The 19,591-nt window shown below is 43.9% G+C and carries 13 protein-coding genes and 2 pseudogenes; all 15 read left to right on the top strand.

The window, feature by feature from the left end:
• Positions 1 to 47 precede the first annotated feature (47 nt).
• The 15 genes and pseudogenes from R8695_RS11295 (at position 48) to R8695_RS17715 (ending at position 19,517) form a co-directional block, all read left to right on the top strand.
• Positions 48 to 5,381, top strand: coding sequence for a DUF3849 domain-containing protein (locus R8695_RS11295; protein ID WP_154780534.1), 5,334 nt, complete (start codon positions 48 to 50; stop codon positions 5,379 to 5,381).
• Positions 5,378 to 5,629, top strand: coding sequence for a transposon-transfer assisting family protein (locus tag R8695_RS11290; protein ID WP_118049825.1), 252 nt, complete (start codon positions 5,378 to 5,380; stop codon positions 5,627 to 5,629). The genes R8695_RS11295 and R8695_RS11290 overlap by 4 nt, the downstream gene beginning before the upstream one ends.
• Positions 5,626 to 6,150: pseudogene (locus R8695_RS11285) on the top strand (YodL domain-containing protein); the annotation flags it as partial. The gene R8695_RS11290 and the pseudogene R8695_RS11285, both read left to right, overlap by 4 nt.
• Positions 6,130 to 6,618: a DUF4316 domain-containing protein gene (locus tag R8695_RS11280; protein WP_308418842.1), complete on the top strand. Its 489-nt coding sequence runs from the start codon at positions 6,130 to 6,132 to the stop codon at positions 6,616 to 6,618. The pseudogene R8695_RS11285 and the gene R8695_RS11280, both read left to right, overlap by 21 nt.
• A 61-nt stretch (positions 6,619 to 6,679) precedes the next feature.
• Positions 6,680 to 7,402 (top strand): hypothetical protein, encoded by a 723-nt coding sequence (locus tag R8695_RS17890; RefSeq protein WP_243098910.1) that lies wholly within the window; start codon positions 6,680 to 6,682, stop codon positions 7,400 to 7,402.
• Positions 7,381 to 7,692 (top strand): annotated as a pseudogene (locus R8695_RS11275) (ABC-2 transporter permease); the annotation flags it as partial. The gene R8695_RS17890 and the pseudogene R8695_RS11275, both read left to right, overlap by 22 nt.
• 9 nt (positions 7,693 to 7,701) lie before the next feature.
• Positions 7,702 to 7,824: a hypothetical protein gene (locus tag R8695_RS11270; RefSeq protein ID WP_262348839.1), complete on the top strand. Its 123-nt coding sequence runs from the start codon at positions 7,702 to 7,704 to the stop codon at positions 7,822 to 7,824.
• 162 nt (positions 7,825 to 7,986) lie between these two features.
• Positions 7,987 to 8,679 carry a response regulator transcription factor gene (locus tag R8695_RS11265; protein WP_008689652.1) on the top strand — a complete coding sequence of 231 codons (693 nt, stop codon included), beginning with the start codon at positions 7,987 to 7,989 and terminating at the stop codon, positions 8,677 to 8,679.
• Entirely contained in the window at positions 8,676 to 9,707 is a 1,032-nt protein-coding gene (locus tag R8695_RS11260) for a sensor histidine kinase (RefSeq protein ID WP_154780533.1), read from the top strand. Before R8695_RS11265 ends, R8695_RS11260 begins: the two co-directional genes overlap by 4 nt.
• Positions 9,708 to 9,871: 164 nt before the next feature.
• Entirely contained in the window at positions 9,872 to 11,764 is a 1,893-nt protein-coding gene (locus tag R8695_RS11255; RefSeq protein WP_243139541.1) for an ABC transporter permease, read from the top strand.
• Between the two features lie 280 nt (positions 11,765 to 12,044).
• Positions 12,045 to 12,710 (top strand): ABC transporter ATP-binding protein, encoded by a 666-nt coding sequence (locus R8695_RS11250; RefSeq protein ID WP_154780532.1) that lies wholly within the window; start codon positions 12,045 to 12,047, stop codon positions 12,708 to 12,710.
• A 14-nt stretch (positions 12,711 to 12,724) separates the two neighbouring features.
• Positions 12,725 to 14,545: an ABC transporter permease gene (locus R8695_RS11245; RefSeq protein WP_118050871.1), complete on the top strand. Its 1,821-nt coding sequence runs from the start codon at positions 12,725 to 12,727 to the stop codon at positions 14,543 to 14,545.
• A gap of 263 nt (positions 14,546 to 14,808) precedes the next feature.
• Entirely contained in the window at positions 14,809 to 15,474 is a 666-nt protein-coding gene (locus tag R8695_RS11240) for an ABC transporter ATP-binding protein (protein WP_112146590.1), read from the top strand.
• A gap of 14 nt (positions 15,475 to 15,488) precedes the next feature.
• Entirely contained in the window at positions 15,489 to 17,867 is a 2,379-nt protein-coding gene (locus tag R8695_RS11235; RefSeq protein ID WP_154780531.1) for an ABC transporter permease, read from the top strand.
• 186 nt (positions 17,868 to 18,053) lie between these two features.
• Complete coding sequence (locus tag R8695_RS17715; RefSeq protein WP_154780530.1) at positions 18,054 to 19,517, top strand: tyrosine-type recombinase/integrase; 1,464 nt, start codon at positions 18,054 to 18,056, stop codon at positions 19,515 to 19,517.
• Positions 19,518 to 19,591 lie beyond the last annotated feature (74 nt).

Below are 19,591 nucleotides of genomic sequence, written 5' to 3'. Positions count from 1 at the left end.
CCCGTCAGAGTTTTCTCTGGCGGGGACATAAAATGGAGGGTTTGTTTATGGCAAATAATATAGAAAAACAGTTAAAAGAAATATCGGAACGGCTGGAGCAGGGAGTAAAGGAAATCTTTACATCGGAGCGATATACCGAATATCTGAATACCATGTCAAAGTTCCATAATTACAGCTTTAATAACACGCTGCTGATCACCATGCAGAAACCGGAAGCAACACTGGTGGCAGGGTATCAGGCATGGCAGAAGAAGTTTAACCGCCATGTAAAACGTGGAGAGAAAGGAATCCAGATCATTGCACCAGCACCGATCCGGGAGAAACAGGAGATTGAAAAGATCGACCCGGTAACAAAAGAGCCTGTGATCGGGGATGATGGACAGCCGGAAACAGAGATTGTGGAGATGGTGATACCGAGATTCCGCATAACGACAGTGTTTGATGTCAGCCAGACAGAGGGAGAACCGATCGCAGAACTGGAGGTGCCGGAGCTTACCGGAAGTGTACAGTTTTATGATACGTTCATGCAGGCATTGCAGAATATTTCTCCTGTACCGATCCGCATGATGAATGTGGAAGCAAAAGGCTATTATCACCAGACAGAAAAATATATTGCGATAAAGGAAGATATGAGTAATGTCCAGACGATGAAAACCGGAGTCCATGAAGTGAGCCACGCATTGTTGCATGACCGGGAAGTAATGGATGCGGAAGGCGTCTTAAAAGACCAGACAACAAAGGAAGTGGAAGCAGAAAGTATCGCTTACATAGTCTGCAACCATTTTGGTCTGGATACTTCAGAATATTCGTTTACCTATATCGCCAGCTGGTGCGAGAGCAGGGATATGAAGGCGTTGAAAGCATCTATGGATACCATCCGAAAAACATCGGCAGAGATCATTGAGAATATCGAGGCACAGATGTACGAGTTGGAAATGGAAAGACCAATCCGGGATACTTTTCATAAGGAAGATTTAATTCTGCATCTTTCAGGCAGTATGGGTTCCGAGTTTACCTATGATCTGATTGAAAACATGAGCAGGGAACAGTTAGAGCAGAATGTGGGAGAATACGTCCGCCTTCTGGAAAGTGGTGAGATAGAGGAAAATGAGAAACCTCTGGAAAGTTTTCTGGAAGAAAAAGGTGCTGCTGTCACACCACTCTATGACAGCAGTGGACACGGAGAGAACTATCCGATTGATTTTTATGATGTTGAATATGATGCTGACATAGGCGTTACTTATATTTCTGACCTTTCTCCGAAAGAGCAGGCAGAGATGTTGGTACAAAAGGCAGAGTTTCCAAGAAATATTTTTTCAGAAGAAGAAAAGACATTTGTAAATGAATATGCAGAAACCTTCCCCGGACAGGTGGAAAGACTGAATGACCTGGTATGGGATATGAGGGAATCTTATGATGAAGCCGGTTCAAAGCTGGTGTATGAAGTGATTCAGGCAGCAAGGGCAAACTTCCCAGTGAAGGAACCGGAGATTGCAGAAGAAACAGCCATGCAGTATGCCCACCGTCTGATTGAAACGGCAGAAGCTGCAAATACAGGAAATTTCACAGATTCCCAGAGAAATCTTATTGTGAATTTTGCATATAAGATGGATGACAAAGACGAAGTGCTTGGACTGGTGAACCGTATGATGACCGCAATCCGCAGACCGGAAAGTGAATATACGAGAAACCTTATGAATGAAACACAGGCACAGATTGACAATTTCCCAGATGGCATGATCGGTTTTACGGAAATGCACGAGGCAGGAATCCAGTTAGACCATATGCTACCGCTTATGAAAGACCGGGCATATGAATTATACCGTGGAGGGGCAGAAATTTACATCTTATATGGAAATCCAGAGAATCCACAACGGGCAGAACAGGTGCTTGTGGAAACGGAAAATGAGATTTTTGGATATGACGGTATCTTTGGAATCACAGAAACAGAATGGGAAGTCCAGAAAGAAAGAGAAGTCTCTGCCACAAAACAGGAAGCACTGGAACGGCAGAGTGCAGAAAAGATTGATGAGACACTTCTTCTGCATGGAGAAAGCAGAAGGTTTGCCATTTATCAGATGGATAGTGGAGATGAGCATACCTATCAGTTTATGGGAATGGAATCTGCAAAGAACCTGGGCTATACCATTGATGGAAAGGATTACCGGATGGTTTATGCAGCACCGTGGATGCCAACAATCACGTTAGACAATATATTTGAACGATTTAACATTGATCGACCGGAAGATTTCCGTGGTCATTCCTTATCGGTAAGTGATGTGATCGTGATAAACAGGGGGGCAGAGATCACAGCCTATTATGTAGATTCTTTTGGATTTCAGGAACTTCCGGAGTTTGTCCAGCAGAGAATGAACATGCTGGAACATAATTCCGTCAGGGCATATCCGCCAGTTTATAAAGAAACATTGGAACAGGCAATGGGAGAACGGGATGTAGATGCCTATCTGGATTCCAGAAAGTTAAACCTGGACTGCAAGAAAGCAATCGAGGATGTTATCCGGGAGAATTTTGACGGACTGCACTTAAAGCAGGGTGCGGCAAAAGAAGTCGTGGAACGCTTTGGGGAAGAACGTATGAATTTTGTTATGGCAAACACCATCCGTGAACTTTCTCATGATGGAAGATTTTCCAGACAGAACAAAGACTGGGCGGAGCATATCGAAATCCCGGAAAATATCAGCCGAGGCAGAAATCTGAACCTGGATTATGTGATTGAAAGCCACCCGGCAGTTTTAGATGGGTTTATCGACATGGCAAGAGCTGAGATCCGGATGCAGAGGATAGAACAGGCGATAGGAGAAAACGAAGTGACGATCACAGCAGAGACAAGAGGATATGAAGCAGAAGGACATAACGGGACATGGCATACGGTTGATAAAAAGGAATATGCTGGGGAAAAGTTTTTCTTAATGGAACATGATGAATTTGGCTCCGATGTGGCTGGCATTATCGTAGCAGAAAATGGACAGCTTGTAGCGGAGGACTTATGGAATGGATTTGATGAAGGAGCGTTAGAAGCTGTATCAGAATATCTGCAGGAAAATGGAACAACACTTTATGACTTGACGGAATTCCCGGAAGATTCTGTTGTAACCCTGCGGAGTGGACAGACACTTACAATCGAAGAAATACAGGCAGTACAGAAAGACATATGGGAAGAAACGATGGCAGGAAAAAATGAATCGGGAACAGATGTCCGGTTTAATTTTCATGCAGTCAGTGAGGTGCAGCTGCCGGAAGGCATAAAGTTAAAAATGCCAGAGATTCATTACATTGATAATTTTTATGTGATGGAAGATGTAAATGCAGAGGGTGTAGTAAAAGTAAACCGGTATGAATCACTGGATGAAGCGATGCAGGAATATTTACGTCTACCAAATCATCAGAAAAAAGTGCTTGGTATCCAGAATACGGAAACGATGCAGGAAAGCATGGATTTTATCCGATGTGAAAACGGGATAGATCGGCTGACCCATGCGTATGAACAGATCGGAGGGTGGCTGAATCCAGAAATATATGAAGCGGTAAATAAAATGGAAAACATGCTGGACTGGAATGAGGTACAGATTGCATATCAGATTGGAAAACAATACTTTACAATCCAGACCGCAGAAGATGGCTATGACTATACATTTTACAATGAAGATTATCAGGAGGATGATGGAGGAATCTATGACAATCCGACAATTTATGTAGATGAAGCTGCCAGTGATATTTTGGAAGATAAAGGGTACTCATTGGAAGACGCAAAAGTAGTGGATTATGAAGAATTGATGGCAGATGTGGAAGAAATTCAGGAAGAACAGATACAGCGGATACAATTAGAAAAAAACTGCCCAGCAAGTATTTTTGAAGGATTTCACAGGGAAGAAGCACTGCAAACCTATGAAGGAATCGCAATGCAGTTTACCGAGAGCAAAGGGTATCTGAGCATACAGGCAACAGAAGAAGGATATTCCTTTATTTTTTATGACTCTGATTTGCATGAAATCCAGAGTGGTGATTACGATAATCCAGACGCATCCATTCAGGAAGCTGCTTATGAAATCCTTAAAAGTGAAAGAATGGATGACCTGGAATGTGTCAAAGTGGATTATAAAGAATTTGAAGAAATGACGATCCAGCACTCTAAGGATTTATTGCAGGAGGGGGGACTTCGTGCGACTTCTGAGATTGGAAGAAATGAACTGGCATTAAATAGTCTGAGCAGGGCAGAAGTTGAAAGAGGTGTCCTGTATCATGCACAGGCAGTATTAGAAGATATGGGAATGGAACAGGAGGTAGAGCTGCTTGCTGCAAGAGTGTATGGTTCCAGAAGCAGACAAGACCTTTACCGGGAAGATTCTGACCTTGATGTAGTGCTTTCTTATCGTGGCAATATCCGTGAAGACAGTTTCTTCAATGAATTAAATGCTCATGGTATAGCAATGGCAGGCATTAAGGTGGACATCAATCCTATCGCAGAAAAAAGAATCACTCTGGCAGAATATATGAAGGAAGCAGATGCTTACCTTGATCAGCAGGAGATTAAAAAGCTGGCGGTGGATTTAGATAATTTCAGCTATGAATATGACACTTACGAATATAAAGATACCGTTGAGAACAGGGAAGAACAGGTGGAGAAAATCACAGAGGACATTCTGAATAAGAAAACAGAGTGTTTAAAGGACTGGCTGGTTGAAGTATCTGAAGAATCCGATATAGACAGCGATGTTATAACTGCCCGTTCTTTACTTTCCCGTCTGGAGGACGCAGAGAGATTTTCTATCTTTGACAAACAGCCAGAGCAGGAACAGCCAGAAGCCACGATCAGTTTTTATGTCGCAGAGTGCATGGAGTTTCCGGTCATGGGAGAGTACCATAATAACCTCACTTTAGAAGAAGCCATTAAAATATATGAGAGTATCCCAGCAGAGAGACTGCATGGGATTAAAGGAATCGGATTTGATCTGCAAGATGGTGATGAAGATTATTCCGGGGAATATGGACTCATGAGTGGAGACAGGATAGACAGGGATCTGATTGATATGATTCCACATTATAAGGAGAGTCCATTGGTACAGAAAGCAATCAACGATATGGAAAAGTATCTGAATGAGAAACATGGAAAAGTGCAGGAAGCAGAACAGACTGTGGAAGTGAAACAGGAAGTTCCAGAAGCACCAGTCAAGAAAGAATCTGTATCAGTAGAACCAAACCGGGAACAAAACAAAGAGCCTGCAAAGGGTGGAAAAGGAGAACTGAAAAAATCCGTGCTGCAGTCATTGAAAGAGTTTCAGGTAAGAGCAAAAGCACAGGAGCAGAAAGAAACGGCAACTGAAAAATCTAAAGCACGTAAGAAGGGGGAGGTAGAATTATGATGGATCTGGCAATGAACTTTGATACAGACGAATGTTTAGTAACTGCGATGTTTGATAAAGGCAACCGAAATGATACGATGGAAGCCATCGACAATATTATTCCATTTCTGAAAGGGGATGCGGATATGATAGGGCTGGTCTGCAATACCATAAGAAAGCTGTTCTGCATGAGTGATGAAGGTTATGAGATTTTTCTTATGGATCTGGAAGATTATAAAACGGAATTGGAAGAGGAGGACGAGGAATGAGAACAAGTCAGTGTGCAGTATATCAGGTAAAAGAAACACCAGAGTATCGTGATGTTCGTTTCCGTTCTTATGAAAAGCTGAGAAGCGAAGGAAAGAGCGTCAGCATTGAGAACTATCAGCAGGTGTACATTGGAAGAATCCAGCCGGGGGAAACTCCGGCGGATATAAAAATACGCCTGTAGAAACAGCGACCGAAGAACTTCAAAGGTCATTCCATCGGATGTAGCGATGTTCTGGTAATCACGGATGAGGGAAAAACCACAGCCTACTATATTAATAAAGACGGATTCATTATCATTCCAGAATTTCTCACAATCAAAAGTTCCGCTGATACCAGACTTTCCATTGATACAACAGGATATGAAATCGAAGGAAAGAAAGGAACATGGCTTGCCCAAGATTATATTTTGATGAATGAGAAGAAATGGTTCCTAATGGAACATGAAGAGTATGGGACAAGAGCCGTCTATGTGATTCTCAGTGAAGATGGAGCAGTAGTTATGAATGACTGTTACAATGGCTTTGATGAAGAAGCAAGACGGAACATTCAGAACTTTATGCAGCAACAGGCAGCAAAAGAACAGGAACAGCAAAGACAACAGCAGGTGCAATCACAAAAGCAACCGAATCAGACGCAGCAGTCACTAGAACAGCAGAAAAAGAAACCAGAGCTGGCAAACTGGCAGAAGGTCATGGACAATGGAGAATATCTTCGCAGTGCGGAGATGGCAGAAGAAGCCAATTACAATATGATTGATGGACTGATGAACAATATGCCAAAGAAAAAAGATAAAAATGCTCCTCGGAGATCAGTATTGAAACGACTTCGCAAGCATCAGCAAAAGATAGCCAGTCAGGGAAGGGACAACCACAGCAACAGAAGGCAGTGGAAGAAGAGATGGAAAGGAAGAAGAAGTAATTTTTCATGGAGACCCGTCAATATGGCGGGTTTTCTTTTTGAGCTACTTTATAAAATAGAAAATTTATGATAAGCTGTTAAGTAATTAGTAGATATAGTAAAAATGGGGGATGTTAAATGAGAGAATATATATGAAAGGTTGGGTATGTAGTACAGGAGTAGCCCTGAAATTTCGAGAGCATGAAAAAATATCATGTTATGTCAGAGAGGAAGCACTTATGAAAAAAATAAAGGAAATTATGTTTTTAGTATTAGTGTTTACATTGCTCGTTATAGGTTTTTCTCCAATATCAGAAGCTGCAAATATAGAAGGAAAACAGGAACAAGCAACAATACAAAAGAAGAATGTTGAGGAGCAGGAGACTGAAGAAGTAGTTGGGGCATCCGAAGGGAAAACTATAATAGAAAACGAGAAAGAACAGGATCTTATATCAACTCAAAGTATGACTTCTGCAATGGAAAATGAGTGTACAGAAGGTGTATCTTTTTCAATGATAATTGATTTACTTAGTAATTTTAGTGATACAATACAAAATTTATGGTGGCTTGTTACACTAGGGGTTTTGATTTTGGTACTTATGACATCTCTTTTTTTAATACGAAAAAAAGCAAATAAGTATACCGATGAACAGATTAAGAAATTGATTCATGACGGAAAATATATTCCGGGCATTTTTGTGGAACTTAATAATAGTAAAGAAGTATTACGATATTTTGTATATGGTAAGAAGTGGAGAAAGAGGCTGATTAAAAACTTTAACTATGTATATGATAATTCATATGGAGAGATTTTAAAAAAAGCCTGTGACAATCAAAATGTGTGTTTTCATCAGTTGGCGCATTTGACATTGTGACCGCCGTTATTGCAGGAGTATTCTTATTTGCACTCTATACTGTGTTCCAGATTCCGGGATATTACAAGTACGGTTCAATCAAAGGACGGGTATTTATGTATATTCCAGTGGCCGGTTTTTTGGTGACTTTACTTCTTCTCTCTAAAATGCCAGCTATCGGGAACTCAATTATTTCAGTCGTTGAATCTTCTCCGATACTTCTCGTTTTGCTTGCGGTTTTTGCTATTGTCGTGATGTATGCGGTTTCAATCTTCTTGTCCATTCGGGTTATGAAGAATAAGGAAATGTGAGGTGATTGTATGGATTTCACAATTTTGGCAGTTGTGCTTTTGATTGGTGTTGGCGTTCCTATCCGCAATAAACTCATACGGAAATATCGGGATAAAAAGAAACAAGAAGATAATAAGGATAAGCTAAAATAATATATAAACAGCACTGGGAGGAATATGAAAATATCTTCTTTGGTGCTGCTTTTTAATAGAGCTATATTTTGCTGATAGATTTTTTGAAAAAATCCGTCCGCTGTAACATTTCACGGACATTTGCCTGTTATACTATCTGCAAAAAGCAAAGGAAGTGAGGATATGAAGCAGATTTTAATTGTCGAGGACGACAGTTTTTTGAATAAGATGTTAGACTATAACCTGACCGCAGACGGCTACGGCGTGACTTCTGCACTAAATGCCAGAACCGCAGCCGACGCCATCCGCCAGCGGGAATTTGATCTGGTGCTGCTGGACATCAACCTGCCGGACGGCAACGGTTTTGAGCTGTGCAAGCTGATAAAGCCCCAGCATCCGGACACCATCGTGATTTTCCTGACTGCCAACGATCAGGAGAGCGACCAGATACGGGGCTATGAGGTGGGCGCAGTGGATTACATCACAAAGCCCTTTGTGATCGGGGCCTTGCAGCGGAAAATCAAAGCCATGTTCGCCATGCTGGAACACCACAAACCGGCTAAGGACATTTACGACGACGGGCGGCTGTTTCTGGACTTCTCGGAGCAGACGGCTTCCCTAAACGGCAAGCCCCTGACCCTATCCCCGATGGAGTACAAAATGCTGAACCTGTTCCGCAAAAATCCCCGGCAAGTGCTGACCCGTGGGCAGCTTTTGGAAAGGCTGTGGGATATAGACGAGCGGTTTGTAGACGAACACACCCTGACAACCTCCATCAGCCGGATTCGCAGCAAGATTGAATCCGACGGCGGCGCGCCCTACATCAAGACCGTTTACGGCATGGGCTATCAATGGACGGGAGGTGAGGCAAAATGAAGTTTCAAAATCTCTCGGTAAAGCGGCTGTTTAGCCGGGTGGCAATGGGGCTTGCCCTCTCCATGTCCGGGATCACCATAGCCCTGTTTCTTGTGACAAAACAGATTGCGGTGCTGCTGACGGGCGGGGCGCTGCTGCTGTGCGCCCTTGTGGGGATTTTTGTACTGACGCAGGCGTTTGGAAAGCGGCTGTCGCAGTTTACCGCTGACCTGTGCCAGACTTTAGACCACATGATCGCTGGGAATGAAGCGCCCCAGCGGCCAGAGGACAGCGAAACCCAGCTTGCCAGAATCGGACACCGGCTGGCAAGGCTTTACCAGATCATGCAGGAGAACCGCCGCCGGGTGGACGAGGAACGGCAGGAGTTACAGACCCTTGTATCAGATATTTCCCATCAGGTGAAAACGCCGGTGAGCAATCTGAAAATGGCGACGGACACCCTGCTGGAAAAGCCCATGACCGAGGCGGAGCGCACCGACTTTATCCGGGGAATCCGCAGCCAGACGGATAAGCTGGACTTTCTCTTTCAGGCCCTTGTAAAAACCTCCCGGCTGGAAACAGGCGTGATCCAGTTGGACAAGAAACCGGGCCGCCTCTTTGATACCGTGGCGCAGGCCATGAGTGGGATCGTGTATGCAGCGGAGAAAAAGGAAATCGCCGTGTCCGTGGACTGCCCGGAGAATTTGACTTTTTCCCATGACAGCAAGTGGACATCCGAAGCCCTCTTTAACTTGCTGGACAATGCGGTGAAGTACACCCCGGCGGGCGGGAAAATCGCTGTGTCGGTGGTACTGTGGGAAATGTATGTGGAAATCAAAGTAGTCGACACCGGCAAGGGCATTTCCGAAAGCAATCAGGCTGCCATCTTTCGGCGCTTCTATCGTGAGGAAGAAGTACACGAACAGCAGGGCGTGGGCATTGGACTGTATCTGGCCCGCGAGATTGTAACGCGGCAGGGCGGCTATATCAAAGTGGTTTCGGAGCCGGGCAAGGGTTCGGAATTTTCTATTATGCTGCCTACAAAATAAAACGCGGCGGACGGCCATTTCCGGCTGCCCGCCGTAATTTTTTTGAAATGTCCGAGCGTTGTAACATTTCACCCCGATTTTCAATGAAATCTTTTGGCCGCTGTAACATTTCGCGGACATTTAGGTTTTACAATAGCCTTATCAAATATGGAGGTGATACAACTATGACATGGCCTTTTGAAAATGACACCAGCGCCATTACAAAGAAGCTGGCGCAAAGAAGCTTCAAAGCCAACAAATTACGAAATATTGTTGCTGTAATAGCAATCGTTTTAACATCAATGCTTTTTACTTCTGTAACGACTTTATGTGTTGGAGCGATCCAGTCTATACAGACAACTATTTTGCAAATTAGGGGAACCAGCCCGTCCACTGGTACATCTGTAAATTGGATTGCCATAATAGCAGCCCTGTTTTTTATTATGATTTTTGTAATAACGGGCTATTTGCTCATTCGCAATATTTTTGAGATTTCTGTTGTTCAAGAAATAAAGAAATATGGCTTATTAAGAACAATCGGAACAACGGAGAAGCAAATCAAGCGAATTGTTTATAAGCAAGCATTTTGGCTGTCTATAATTGGTATATCTATTGGGTTGATTTTAGGATATATAGTAGGAATACTTATGCTTCCGTGGATTCTTAATTTTATGAAAGGCGAGTATCACAATCTTTCTGTGAACTTGAGTTTTAAACCTATTATTTTTGTCGTTGCCGGGATATTTAGTGCGATTACTGTTTGGGTGAGCATAAAGAAACCATTCAAAATTGCAGCTACGATTTCGCCCATTGAGGCAACCAGATACTATGAAAAAGACAATTATCATAGTGCCAACAAGAATCGTCTTTCGTTTAAGAATAGAATAACAGAAATGGCATGGAGAAATTTAAGAAGAAATTCAAAGCGTACCATATTTATCGTCTTATCCATGATACTCTGCATTATTCTCCTAAACAGTGCAATCGCAATCGGAAATAGTGTTGATGTTAAAAAATATGTATCTTCTGTTACCTCATTTGATTTTGTTGTGGCAAGCCCAAACACATTTTCTAATGTGCAAGGTTTTCGATTTAAAGATGATTCTGTTAGTAATGAAATCATATCTGATATTGAAAATAATATTCCTGTGCTGAACGGAAGTCGAATTTATAAAAACACTTTGGATGATGTCAGTGTTACTTATGATTATGGTAGTTTGGTCACGGAAGTATTAGACGAATACACAGAAGATAATCACCTTATACGAAGTGGTATGGTTAATGGCAGAACTTATCCAGTAAAACTCGGTGTTGATTATCGACCTCTTTGCAATATTTACGGGGTAGAAAAATCAATACTTCCTAAATTGAATTTCATTGAGGGAGAAACAGATATACAGCAACTAACCTCATATTTGGAAAGTGGAAACTATGTTATAGAAATTTCAGCGATCAACCCAAATGAATCTCCTGAATTTCTTTGTCCGCTCAATCAGGAAGTTACCATTTACAAAGATGGATTGCCTTATAAAACGGTTTCGGTAATTGCGCGTGCAGTGGTTGATTTTTCATTGGTAGAATCTCCGGGTAAGAATGTTGGCTACACTGATGTTGGCGGCGATTGTCCTATTTTCTATATGAGTAATGAGATGTTTGTGGAATTGTATAACAATCCAGCCATAATGAGTTATGTGTTTGATGTGGAAAAAGAACACTTTTTGCCAGCGACCGAGTACATCAATTCTTTGCCTACCGTTGAATACGCATCGTCTGAAACATTGGCACAAACTATGAATGGATTAAAACAAACTATTTTTATCATAGGTGGCCTTATTGGGTTTCTATTAGGAAGTATCGGGCTTGTGAATTTTTCCAACATCATTATAACGGGCATTATAAACCGGCAACGGGAATTTGCTACATTAGAGAGCATCGGAATGACGAAAAAACAAATTAACAAATTGACCGTATTGGAGGGATTGTTTTACGCATTTCTGATTTGTGTAATGGGTTTACCTCTCTCTCTTATTGTTGCAAATACAATTCTTCCTACTTTCTTTAATCAACCTGACTTATGACTGTTTACAATACAGCCTACGATTTTCCCGTTGATATTAGAGGGAATTGTTATTTGCGTTGTGGCGATTATAGTTCCTCATGTTTCGTTTCGCTATTTTAGAAAAACAAGTATTGTAGCTCGATTAAGGGTAGTTGAATAATAATTTTGAAATGTCCGAGCGTTGTAACATTTCACCCCGATTTTCGATGAAATTTTTTGGCCGCTGTAACATTTCGCGGACATTTGGGTTTTACAATGACCTTATCAACAGGCAGAAAGCCTTGAAAGGAGTTTTGAGTATGAGCGTTTTGCAGACGATTGATCTGAAAAAGTATTACGGCACAAAGCCGAATATCACCCGCGCCCTTGACGGCGTGAACTTCTCCGTAAATGACGGTGAGTTTGTGGCCGTTGTGGGAACCTCCGGCAGCGGCAAGTCCACCCTGCTTCACATGATGGGCGGGCTGGACACTCCCACCAGCGGAACCGTGATTGTCCGGGACAAAGAGCTGTCGAAAATGAACGACGAACAGCTCACCATCTTCCGCCGCCGCAACATCGGCTTTATCTTCCAGAACTATAACCTTGTTCCGATCCTGAATGTGTATGAGAACATCGTCCTGCCGGTGGAGCTGGACGGGGACACGGTGGATCAGAAGTTTTTGGACGAGATCGTTCATCTGCTGGGGCTGGAAGATAAACTGAAAAACATGCCGAACAATCTTTCCGGCGGACAGCAGCAGCGTGTGGCTATCGCCCGCGCCTTGATTACCAAACCGGCTATTGTGCTGGCCGACGAGCCGACCGGCAACCTTGACAGCAAGACCAGCGCCGAGGTGCTGGAGCTTATCAAGCGCACCAGTGCAGAGTTCCGGCAAACTGTTGTGATGATTACGCACAATGACGACATTGCCCGCCTTGCAGATCGGATTGTCCGCATTGAGGACGGAAAGATTGTGGAGTAAGGAGGTGGCAGGCTATGACATGGCCTTTTGAAAATGATACTCACAAAGTGGAGAAAAAATTAGCGACGCAAAGTCTATCCGCAAATAAACAACGAAATTTCCTCGCAGGGATTATCATGTTTATTGCCTCTCTATTGTTAGCATTTTCGACTATCTTACTTTGTAATGCCACAATAGATACACAGATAATCTCTCGTGTCGATAACACACAGGAAATACTTAGTGTAATTTTGGGGATTGCTATTGTTCTGCTACTCACAGCAGGAATCGCTATTAAAAATATCATGTATATTTCCATATTACAGCGCACACGAGAATTTGCACAGTTGAGGACTGTGGGAGCGACCTACCGACAGATCAAAGCAGTCATTCATAACGAGCGAAAACAGTTATCTTGGAAGTATATTTTAGGCGGTTTGCTATTGGGTTTTCTTTTTAATTGTGTATTACCCTTGAAATTATATTTGGTGCCCAGTGTGGCCTGCACATTGCTTTCCGGTGCTTTTGTATGGTTCATTGTTTTTTGGTCATTCCGTACACCGGCAAAACTGGCTGCGTCTTTATCCCCTATGGCGGCATTGAGGACAGAGGAAATAAAATCAGCTAAAATTTTCAAAAAAAGCAGTCGTATCAATCCTAATGGTTTGGCAAAAAAATACTTTTTCAGTAACCGTAAAAAGGCATTTTATACGCTGCTATCCCTTGTGTTGAGCGGAGTCCTTGTATTTGTAGTCTTTTCGGTAGTTTCGGCTATTGATATAAAAGAGCTTGTCCGGCAACCGTATTATGAAAACAGCAGCATTTATCTTAAACTGAACTCAACAGCTGCCGAAAACGCTACTCTTGAACTGATGAAAGATAGTCCTTTTACGGAGGAATTGAAAGCGCAGATTGAAAATATCTCTGGTGTAACAGAAATTTATCCATCCAAAAAATTAGATTGTGAGATCGTCGTTCCCGGTCAACCTGAGAATAGATATGAACTATCCATCAATAGTATTGTCGGCACAACCAGTTTTGAAACCCAACTGGTTGAGGGTGATATGCCTTATTCTCCAAATACAAACAGCACTATTCCGATTGTGATAAATCGTGCCTCTCCTTACTATGAAAAAACAGGTCTTTCCCTGAGTTTGGGAGATCATTTTTCCGCATCAGTAAATACGGGAATGTCTACAAAAGAAATTGATTTTTCAGTATGTGGTTTCATCGAAAATAAGGACAAAGGTAGCGTATTCTATACGACTCCTGAATATCTGGACTTTTTAGCAGAAATAAATTGTGATCTGGCATGGTACATTTGTACTGAAGATATGCAAACGAAACAGGCTGTTGAGGAAATTAAGGCACTGGTGGCTTCGGATAACCGTATAAATACTTCCATATTTGCGGATGATTTATCTGAATATCAGGCGTATTTTTATAACGCCAAAATTGTTGTTACAGCAGTGATAGTGTTGATATGTTTGTTTGCTTTTGTCAATTTGCTTAATACTTGCATTACAAACACCGTTATACGCCGCCATGACTATGCGCTGTTAGAGGCCGCTGGTATGACGAAAGTACAAATTTATCAAACACAGAGTGCAGAAAACAGGATTTATTTTTTTGGTAGTTTAATAGGGAGTTGTGTGGTAGGCATACCGCTGGGGTTCCTTTTATGCAACAAGATCGCAGAAATACCCGGATTATCCTATATTTCCTATCGCTTCCCGTGGCCGTTTCTACTCCTGTATTTCGTGCTTGTTTTTGTGGTTCATATAGTAGTAACAGTGTATCAAAGACACATTTTAGCGAAGCAGTCTGTAGTAGAGCGTATTAAAGCGATTGAGTGAATCAATGTAACTAAAGTTTCGTTAAAATGAAATCTCTTGTTGAACAAATCAAAGTGACAGTATAATCGTATGGAATCGGCGGGGCGGCGAGTGCTGCCCCGCTTTTTTCGCCATTTCTCAAAAAAATTTTTGAAATGTCCGAGCGCTGTAACATTTCACCCCGATTTTCAATGAAATTTTTGGGCCGCTGTAACATTTCGCGGACATTTGGGTTTTACAATGACCTTATCAACAGGCAGAAAGCCTTGAAAGGAGTTTTGAGTATGAGCGTTTTGCAGACGATTGATCTGAAAAAGTATTACGGCACAAAGCCGAATATCACCCGCGCCCTTGACGGCGTGAACTTCTCTGTAAATGACGGCGAATTTGTGGCCGTTGTGGGAACCTCCGGCAGCGGCAAGTCCACCCTGCTTCACATGATGGGCGGGCTGGACACCCCTACTTCTGGCAATGTGATTGTCCGGGACAAAGAACTGTCGAAAATGAACGACGAACAGCTTACCATCTTCCGCCGCCGCAACATCGGCTTTATCTTCCAGAACTATAACCTTGTTCCTATCCTGAATGTGTATGAGAACATCGTCCTGCCGGTGGAACTGGACGGGGACACGGTGGATCAGAAGTTTTTGGATGAAATCGTTCACCTGCTGGGGCTGGAAGATAAGCTGAAAAATATGCCGAACAATCTTTCCGGCGGACAGCAGCAGCGTGTGGCGATTGCCCGCGCCCTGATTACCAAACCGGCTATTGTGCTGGCCGACGAGCCGACCGGCAACCTTGACAGCAAGACCAGCGCCGAGGTTCTGGGGCTTATCAAGCGTACCAGCGCCGAGTTCCGGCAAACTGTTGTGATGATTACCCACAACAACGACATTGCCCGCCTTGCAGATCGGATTGTCCGCATTGAGGACGGCAAGATTGTGGAGTAAGGAGGTGGCAGGCTATGACATGGCCTTTTGAGAATGATACCAGCGCCATTACAAAGAAGCTGGCAAAGAAAAGTTTGCAAAGCGAGAAGCGCCGGAATCTGATGGTGGTGATTGCCGTTGCACTGGCGGCGTTTCTAATCTGCTTTACGGGAATTGTGTCTACCTCCCTGACACAAATGCAACGCAATCAGGTTGTCGATACTTATGAGGCGGTCTGGCTGGGCGTGGAGGAAAACGACATTGAAACCCTGAAAGGACTGCCGGAGTTTGAGCGCGTAGGCGGCTACTATATGCTGGGTGAGGAACTTTCGGAACAGGGCTATCATGCGTCTTATGTGTATTGCGACGCGCAAATGATGGAGATTACCAAGGCGCAGATGGAGTTGTTAGAGGGGAGGGTTCCTGAAAAAGCAAATGAAGTTGTCGTAAGCGAATACTTTCTTTCCACCTATGGAAACAATGCCAAAATTGGGGACACTGTGACCTTAGATACAGAGAGTTTTCATGGTGATTATGTCGTTACCGGCATTATGGACAGCGTAAATGAAAAAGAAGCGAATACCTGCGCTATCATTCTTTCCAACGCTGCCCTGACAGAATGGAAAGGGTTTGACCCGACTGGCTATCGCGCCTATGTCCATTTCAAAAACAGCGACCAGTTGGGCGAAGAACTGATGACCTCTTATTGCAGGGAGATTGCGGAGGAATATCAGCTTCCTATGCCCAAAATGAACAGCAAGTATTTTGCCTATGCTTCTAAATCCTTTGATTTTGCACTGATGGCTAGCGTGATTGCCATTGTTCTGATCGGCGGCTATATCGTAATTCAAAGTATTTTCCGTATTTCCATCAATGACAAAATCCAAAGCTACGGGCAGCTTCGGACGATTGGTGCGACACCAAAGCAAATCAAGCGGATTGTAAAGAACGAGGGACGCAAACTCGGCAGTATCGGGATTCTGATTGGCACAGTGCTGGGCGTATGCGGCGGTTCCCTCCTGTTTTCCAAGGGTTTTAACGCTGTTTCCTATGTGGCAACGGTTATTTTAACGCTTATAAGCAGTTGGATCATGGTATCTGTTTCCATCCGTAAGCCGGTGAAAATTGCGGCAGGGATTTCCCCCATTGAAGCCGTCCGTTTTACCCCGGCGCAAAAGGACATCCGCAGCCGGAAAAAGAATATCAAGCTCAATCCTGTTTCAATGGGAATTGCAAATTTTAGGCGTGACCGAAAAAAGACCGTTGCTATTGTAGCCTCATTGAGTTTGGGCGGAATTATCCTGCTTGTGGTATCCTCCATTGTTTTGCTGCGCTCACCAGAGGCGCTTGCAAGACAGTTTTTCCCAGACGGCGACTATAAAATTTATTTGGATTCTGAAATGACAGAAGAAAAGGTTATGGCAGCGGGAAATCCATTGAATGAGGAATTAAAGCAGGAAATCTTATCTATTGATGGCGTTACAGATATAATTCCAAGCAGGCAATCTCTCCATGCAACTTATAAAACAGAGATTCATCAAGCTGGTGGTATGTGCGATATGCTGACCGACCAGAATTATGCGGCAGTTGAAGCGGCTCTGACAGAGGGAACCATGCCAACAGATTCCCGTAGTATTGTAATTGACTATAATGTGCTAAAGCAGAATGAGGATATGGGTGTTGGTTCAACGGTTGAGATTTCTTTGGGAGAAGAACAACCATCCGTTTCTGTTACCATATCGGGGTTATACGCTCCTGCAAAGGTATATTCAGGACATGGCAGGATGCACTTAGATGGGGCAACTCTTTTTGCACCAGAAGCATTGTTCCACGAACTGCACCCGGAAATCACCTCTTTTGACTATTCATGGAGCATTGTAAATGACCCGCAAAAAGCGGACTATGTGGGAGCTGAATTGAAAAATATTGTTGCCAGCCATAGTAATATTGCCTTAGATGAAATCAATACAGTGATTGGATATGAAGAAATGACAAATTCTTTTGCGTTTGGCAGTATGGAGGTACTTTCATGGCTGGTATTTCTCTTTGGCGTTATCAACCTTATCAATACGACACTCTCTAACCAGATAGCCCGAAAGCAGGAAAACAGTATTCTGCGTTCTATCGGCCTAACACAAAAACAGCTATGTAAAATGAACATCTGTGAGGGGCTGTGCTATGCGCTCTTTGCAACATTTGCAACGCTGATCGTTGGGCTTCCGGCTTCCATCTTTGCTTGCAGAAAAATGAGTGTAGGTGCTTTTGCCGGAAATGTAGTGCCTTATCAATTCCCGGTTTTGGAAATGGGGCTGTTCATTCTGGTATTGTTCGGAATGGAGCTGATCTTGTCTGTATGGACAATCCGCAGACAGAAAAAACAATCTCTGATTGAACAAATGCGGGCAATGGAATAACCGTATGGGATCGGCGGGGCGGCGTGTGCTGCCCCGCTTTTTTCGCCATTTCTCAAAAAATTTTTGAAATGTCCGAGCTTTGTAACAATTCAGCCTGTTTTTTTGTCGAAATCAAAGGCACCTCGGACATTTGTGTAACATTTGTAGTTTATGCTTGTGGTAAATCAATATTGGGGGTGAGGACACATGAAAAAGATACTGCTAATCGACGACAGCGACACCTATACATGGTATCTGCAAAAATACTTACAGCACCGGGGCTACCCGGTAAAAACGGCTTGTACGCTGAAAGAAGCGCGGGCCGCCATCCAAGAGGAAATGCCGCTGGTGGTCTGCTGTGATCTCGACCTGCCGGACGGTTCCGGCATGGACTTTCTGGACGAGGTACGGGCGGCAGACAAGGAGCTGCCCTTTATTCTGGCATCCTGCCATGACAGGGACGACTACGAACAGGAGGCCAAGCGTCGGGGCGCGACGCTGTGCATGGACAAAATGAAAGAACTGCTGCTGCAAGATAAGCTGGTGGAATATGCCTACCGGCAGCTATCCGGCGAAAAGGCCCCGACTTTTCACAAGCTGCTTTTTGTCCATGCAGAAGATACCAGCGCCGGAGTGCTGCGGGCGGCTATGCTGCAAAAGGGCTTTGACCTGATTCTGGTTCCCTCGATTGGGGAGGCCAAGCGCCGGATTTTTGAGGATAAGGAAATAGAACTGATCTTGTGCGATCTGAAACTGCCGGACGGCACAGCAATGGAGCTGTTTCATACGCTGCGGCGGGTGGCAGGGATGTTCCAGATGAAGAATCCCCCTGTCCGGCTTCTGCCGTTCTTTATCCTCACCGAGAACAACGACCTTGCCATCTTTTATATGGCCGTACAGGATGACTGCCTCCGCAAGAATCCCTTTGACTTCCAGATCAATGAGGTTATCAACGACGATACCGTACCAAAGGTGCCGCTTACCCCTACACAGGAAAACGAGCTTTTGGACTTCATGCAGAACGATCCCGTCTATGCCAAGTATTATGACGAGGTGGTGATCCTGCTGGAAACCGGGCTTCGTATTTTCGAACTCTGCGCCCTGACGCCCGCTGACCTGAATTTTGAGAAGCGCTTTGTGAATGTAGACCACCAGCTTTTGAGAAGCACCGAGGACGGCTACTATATCGAAGCGCCAAAAACAGAAAGCGGATTCCGTCAAGTGCCTATGAGCGCAGCCGCCTATGAAGCGTTTGAGCGCGTGTTGAAGAAGCGCAGGGACGGCAGGTGCATTGAGGTTGACGGTTATAAGGACTTCCTGTTCCTGAACCGGGACGGCCTGCCCAAAACCGCCGTCAACTATGACGCCATGTTCAAGTGCCTTGCCAAGAAGTACAACAAGTGCCACAAGGAGCCGCTGCCCGATGTGATGACGCCGCACACCATGCGGCATACATTCTGTACCAGAATGGCAAACGCGGGCATGAACCCCAAGGCATTGCAGTACATCATGGGACACGCCAACATTGTAATGACGCTGAACTATTACGCCCACGCTACTTTCCATTCCGCACAGGAGGAAATGGAACGGCCGCAAGCCAAGGCAAAAACCACCGCAGAGGCCAAGCCGGAGCCTGCGGCGGAAAGCGCCGAGGAAACCAAGGCGGCATAAGTAGTACGCAGAATTTACTACTGCTTTTACTACTTTTGAGAGCGAAAACATAAGGGGTAATAAAAAGATTTGTG

Origin of the sequence: Blautia luti (genome assembly GCF_033096465.1) — a bacterium.
Taxonomy (GTDB): Bacteria; Bacillota; Clostridia; order Lachnospirales; family Lachnospiraceae; genus Blautia_A; species Blautia_A luti.
Note: the sequence above shows the minus strand (reverse complement) of the source record. Positions and strands in the feature narration are given on the sequence as shown.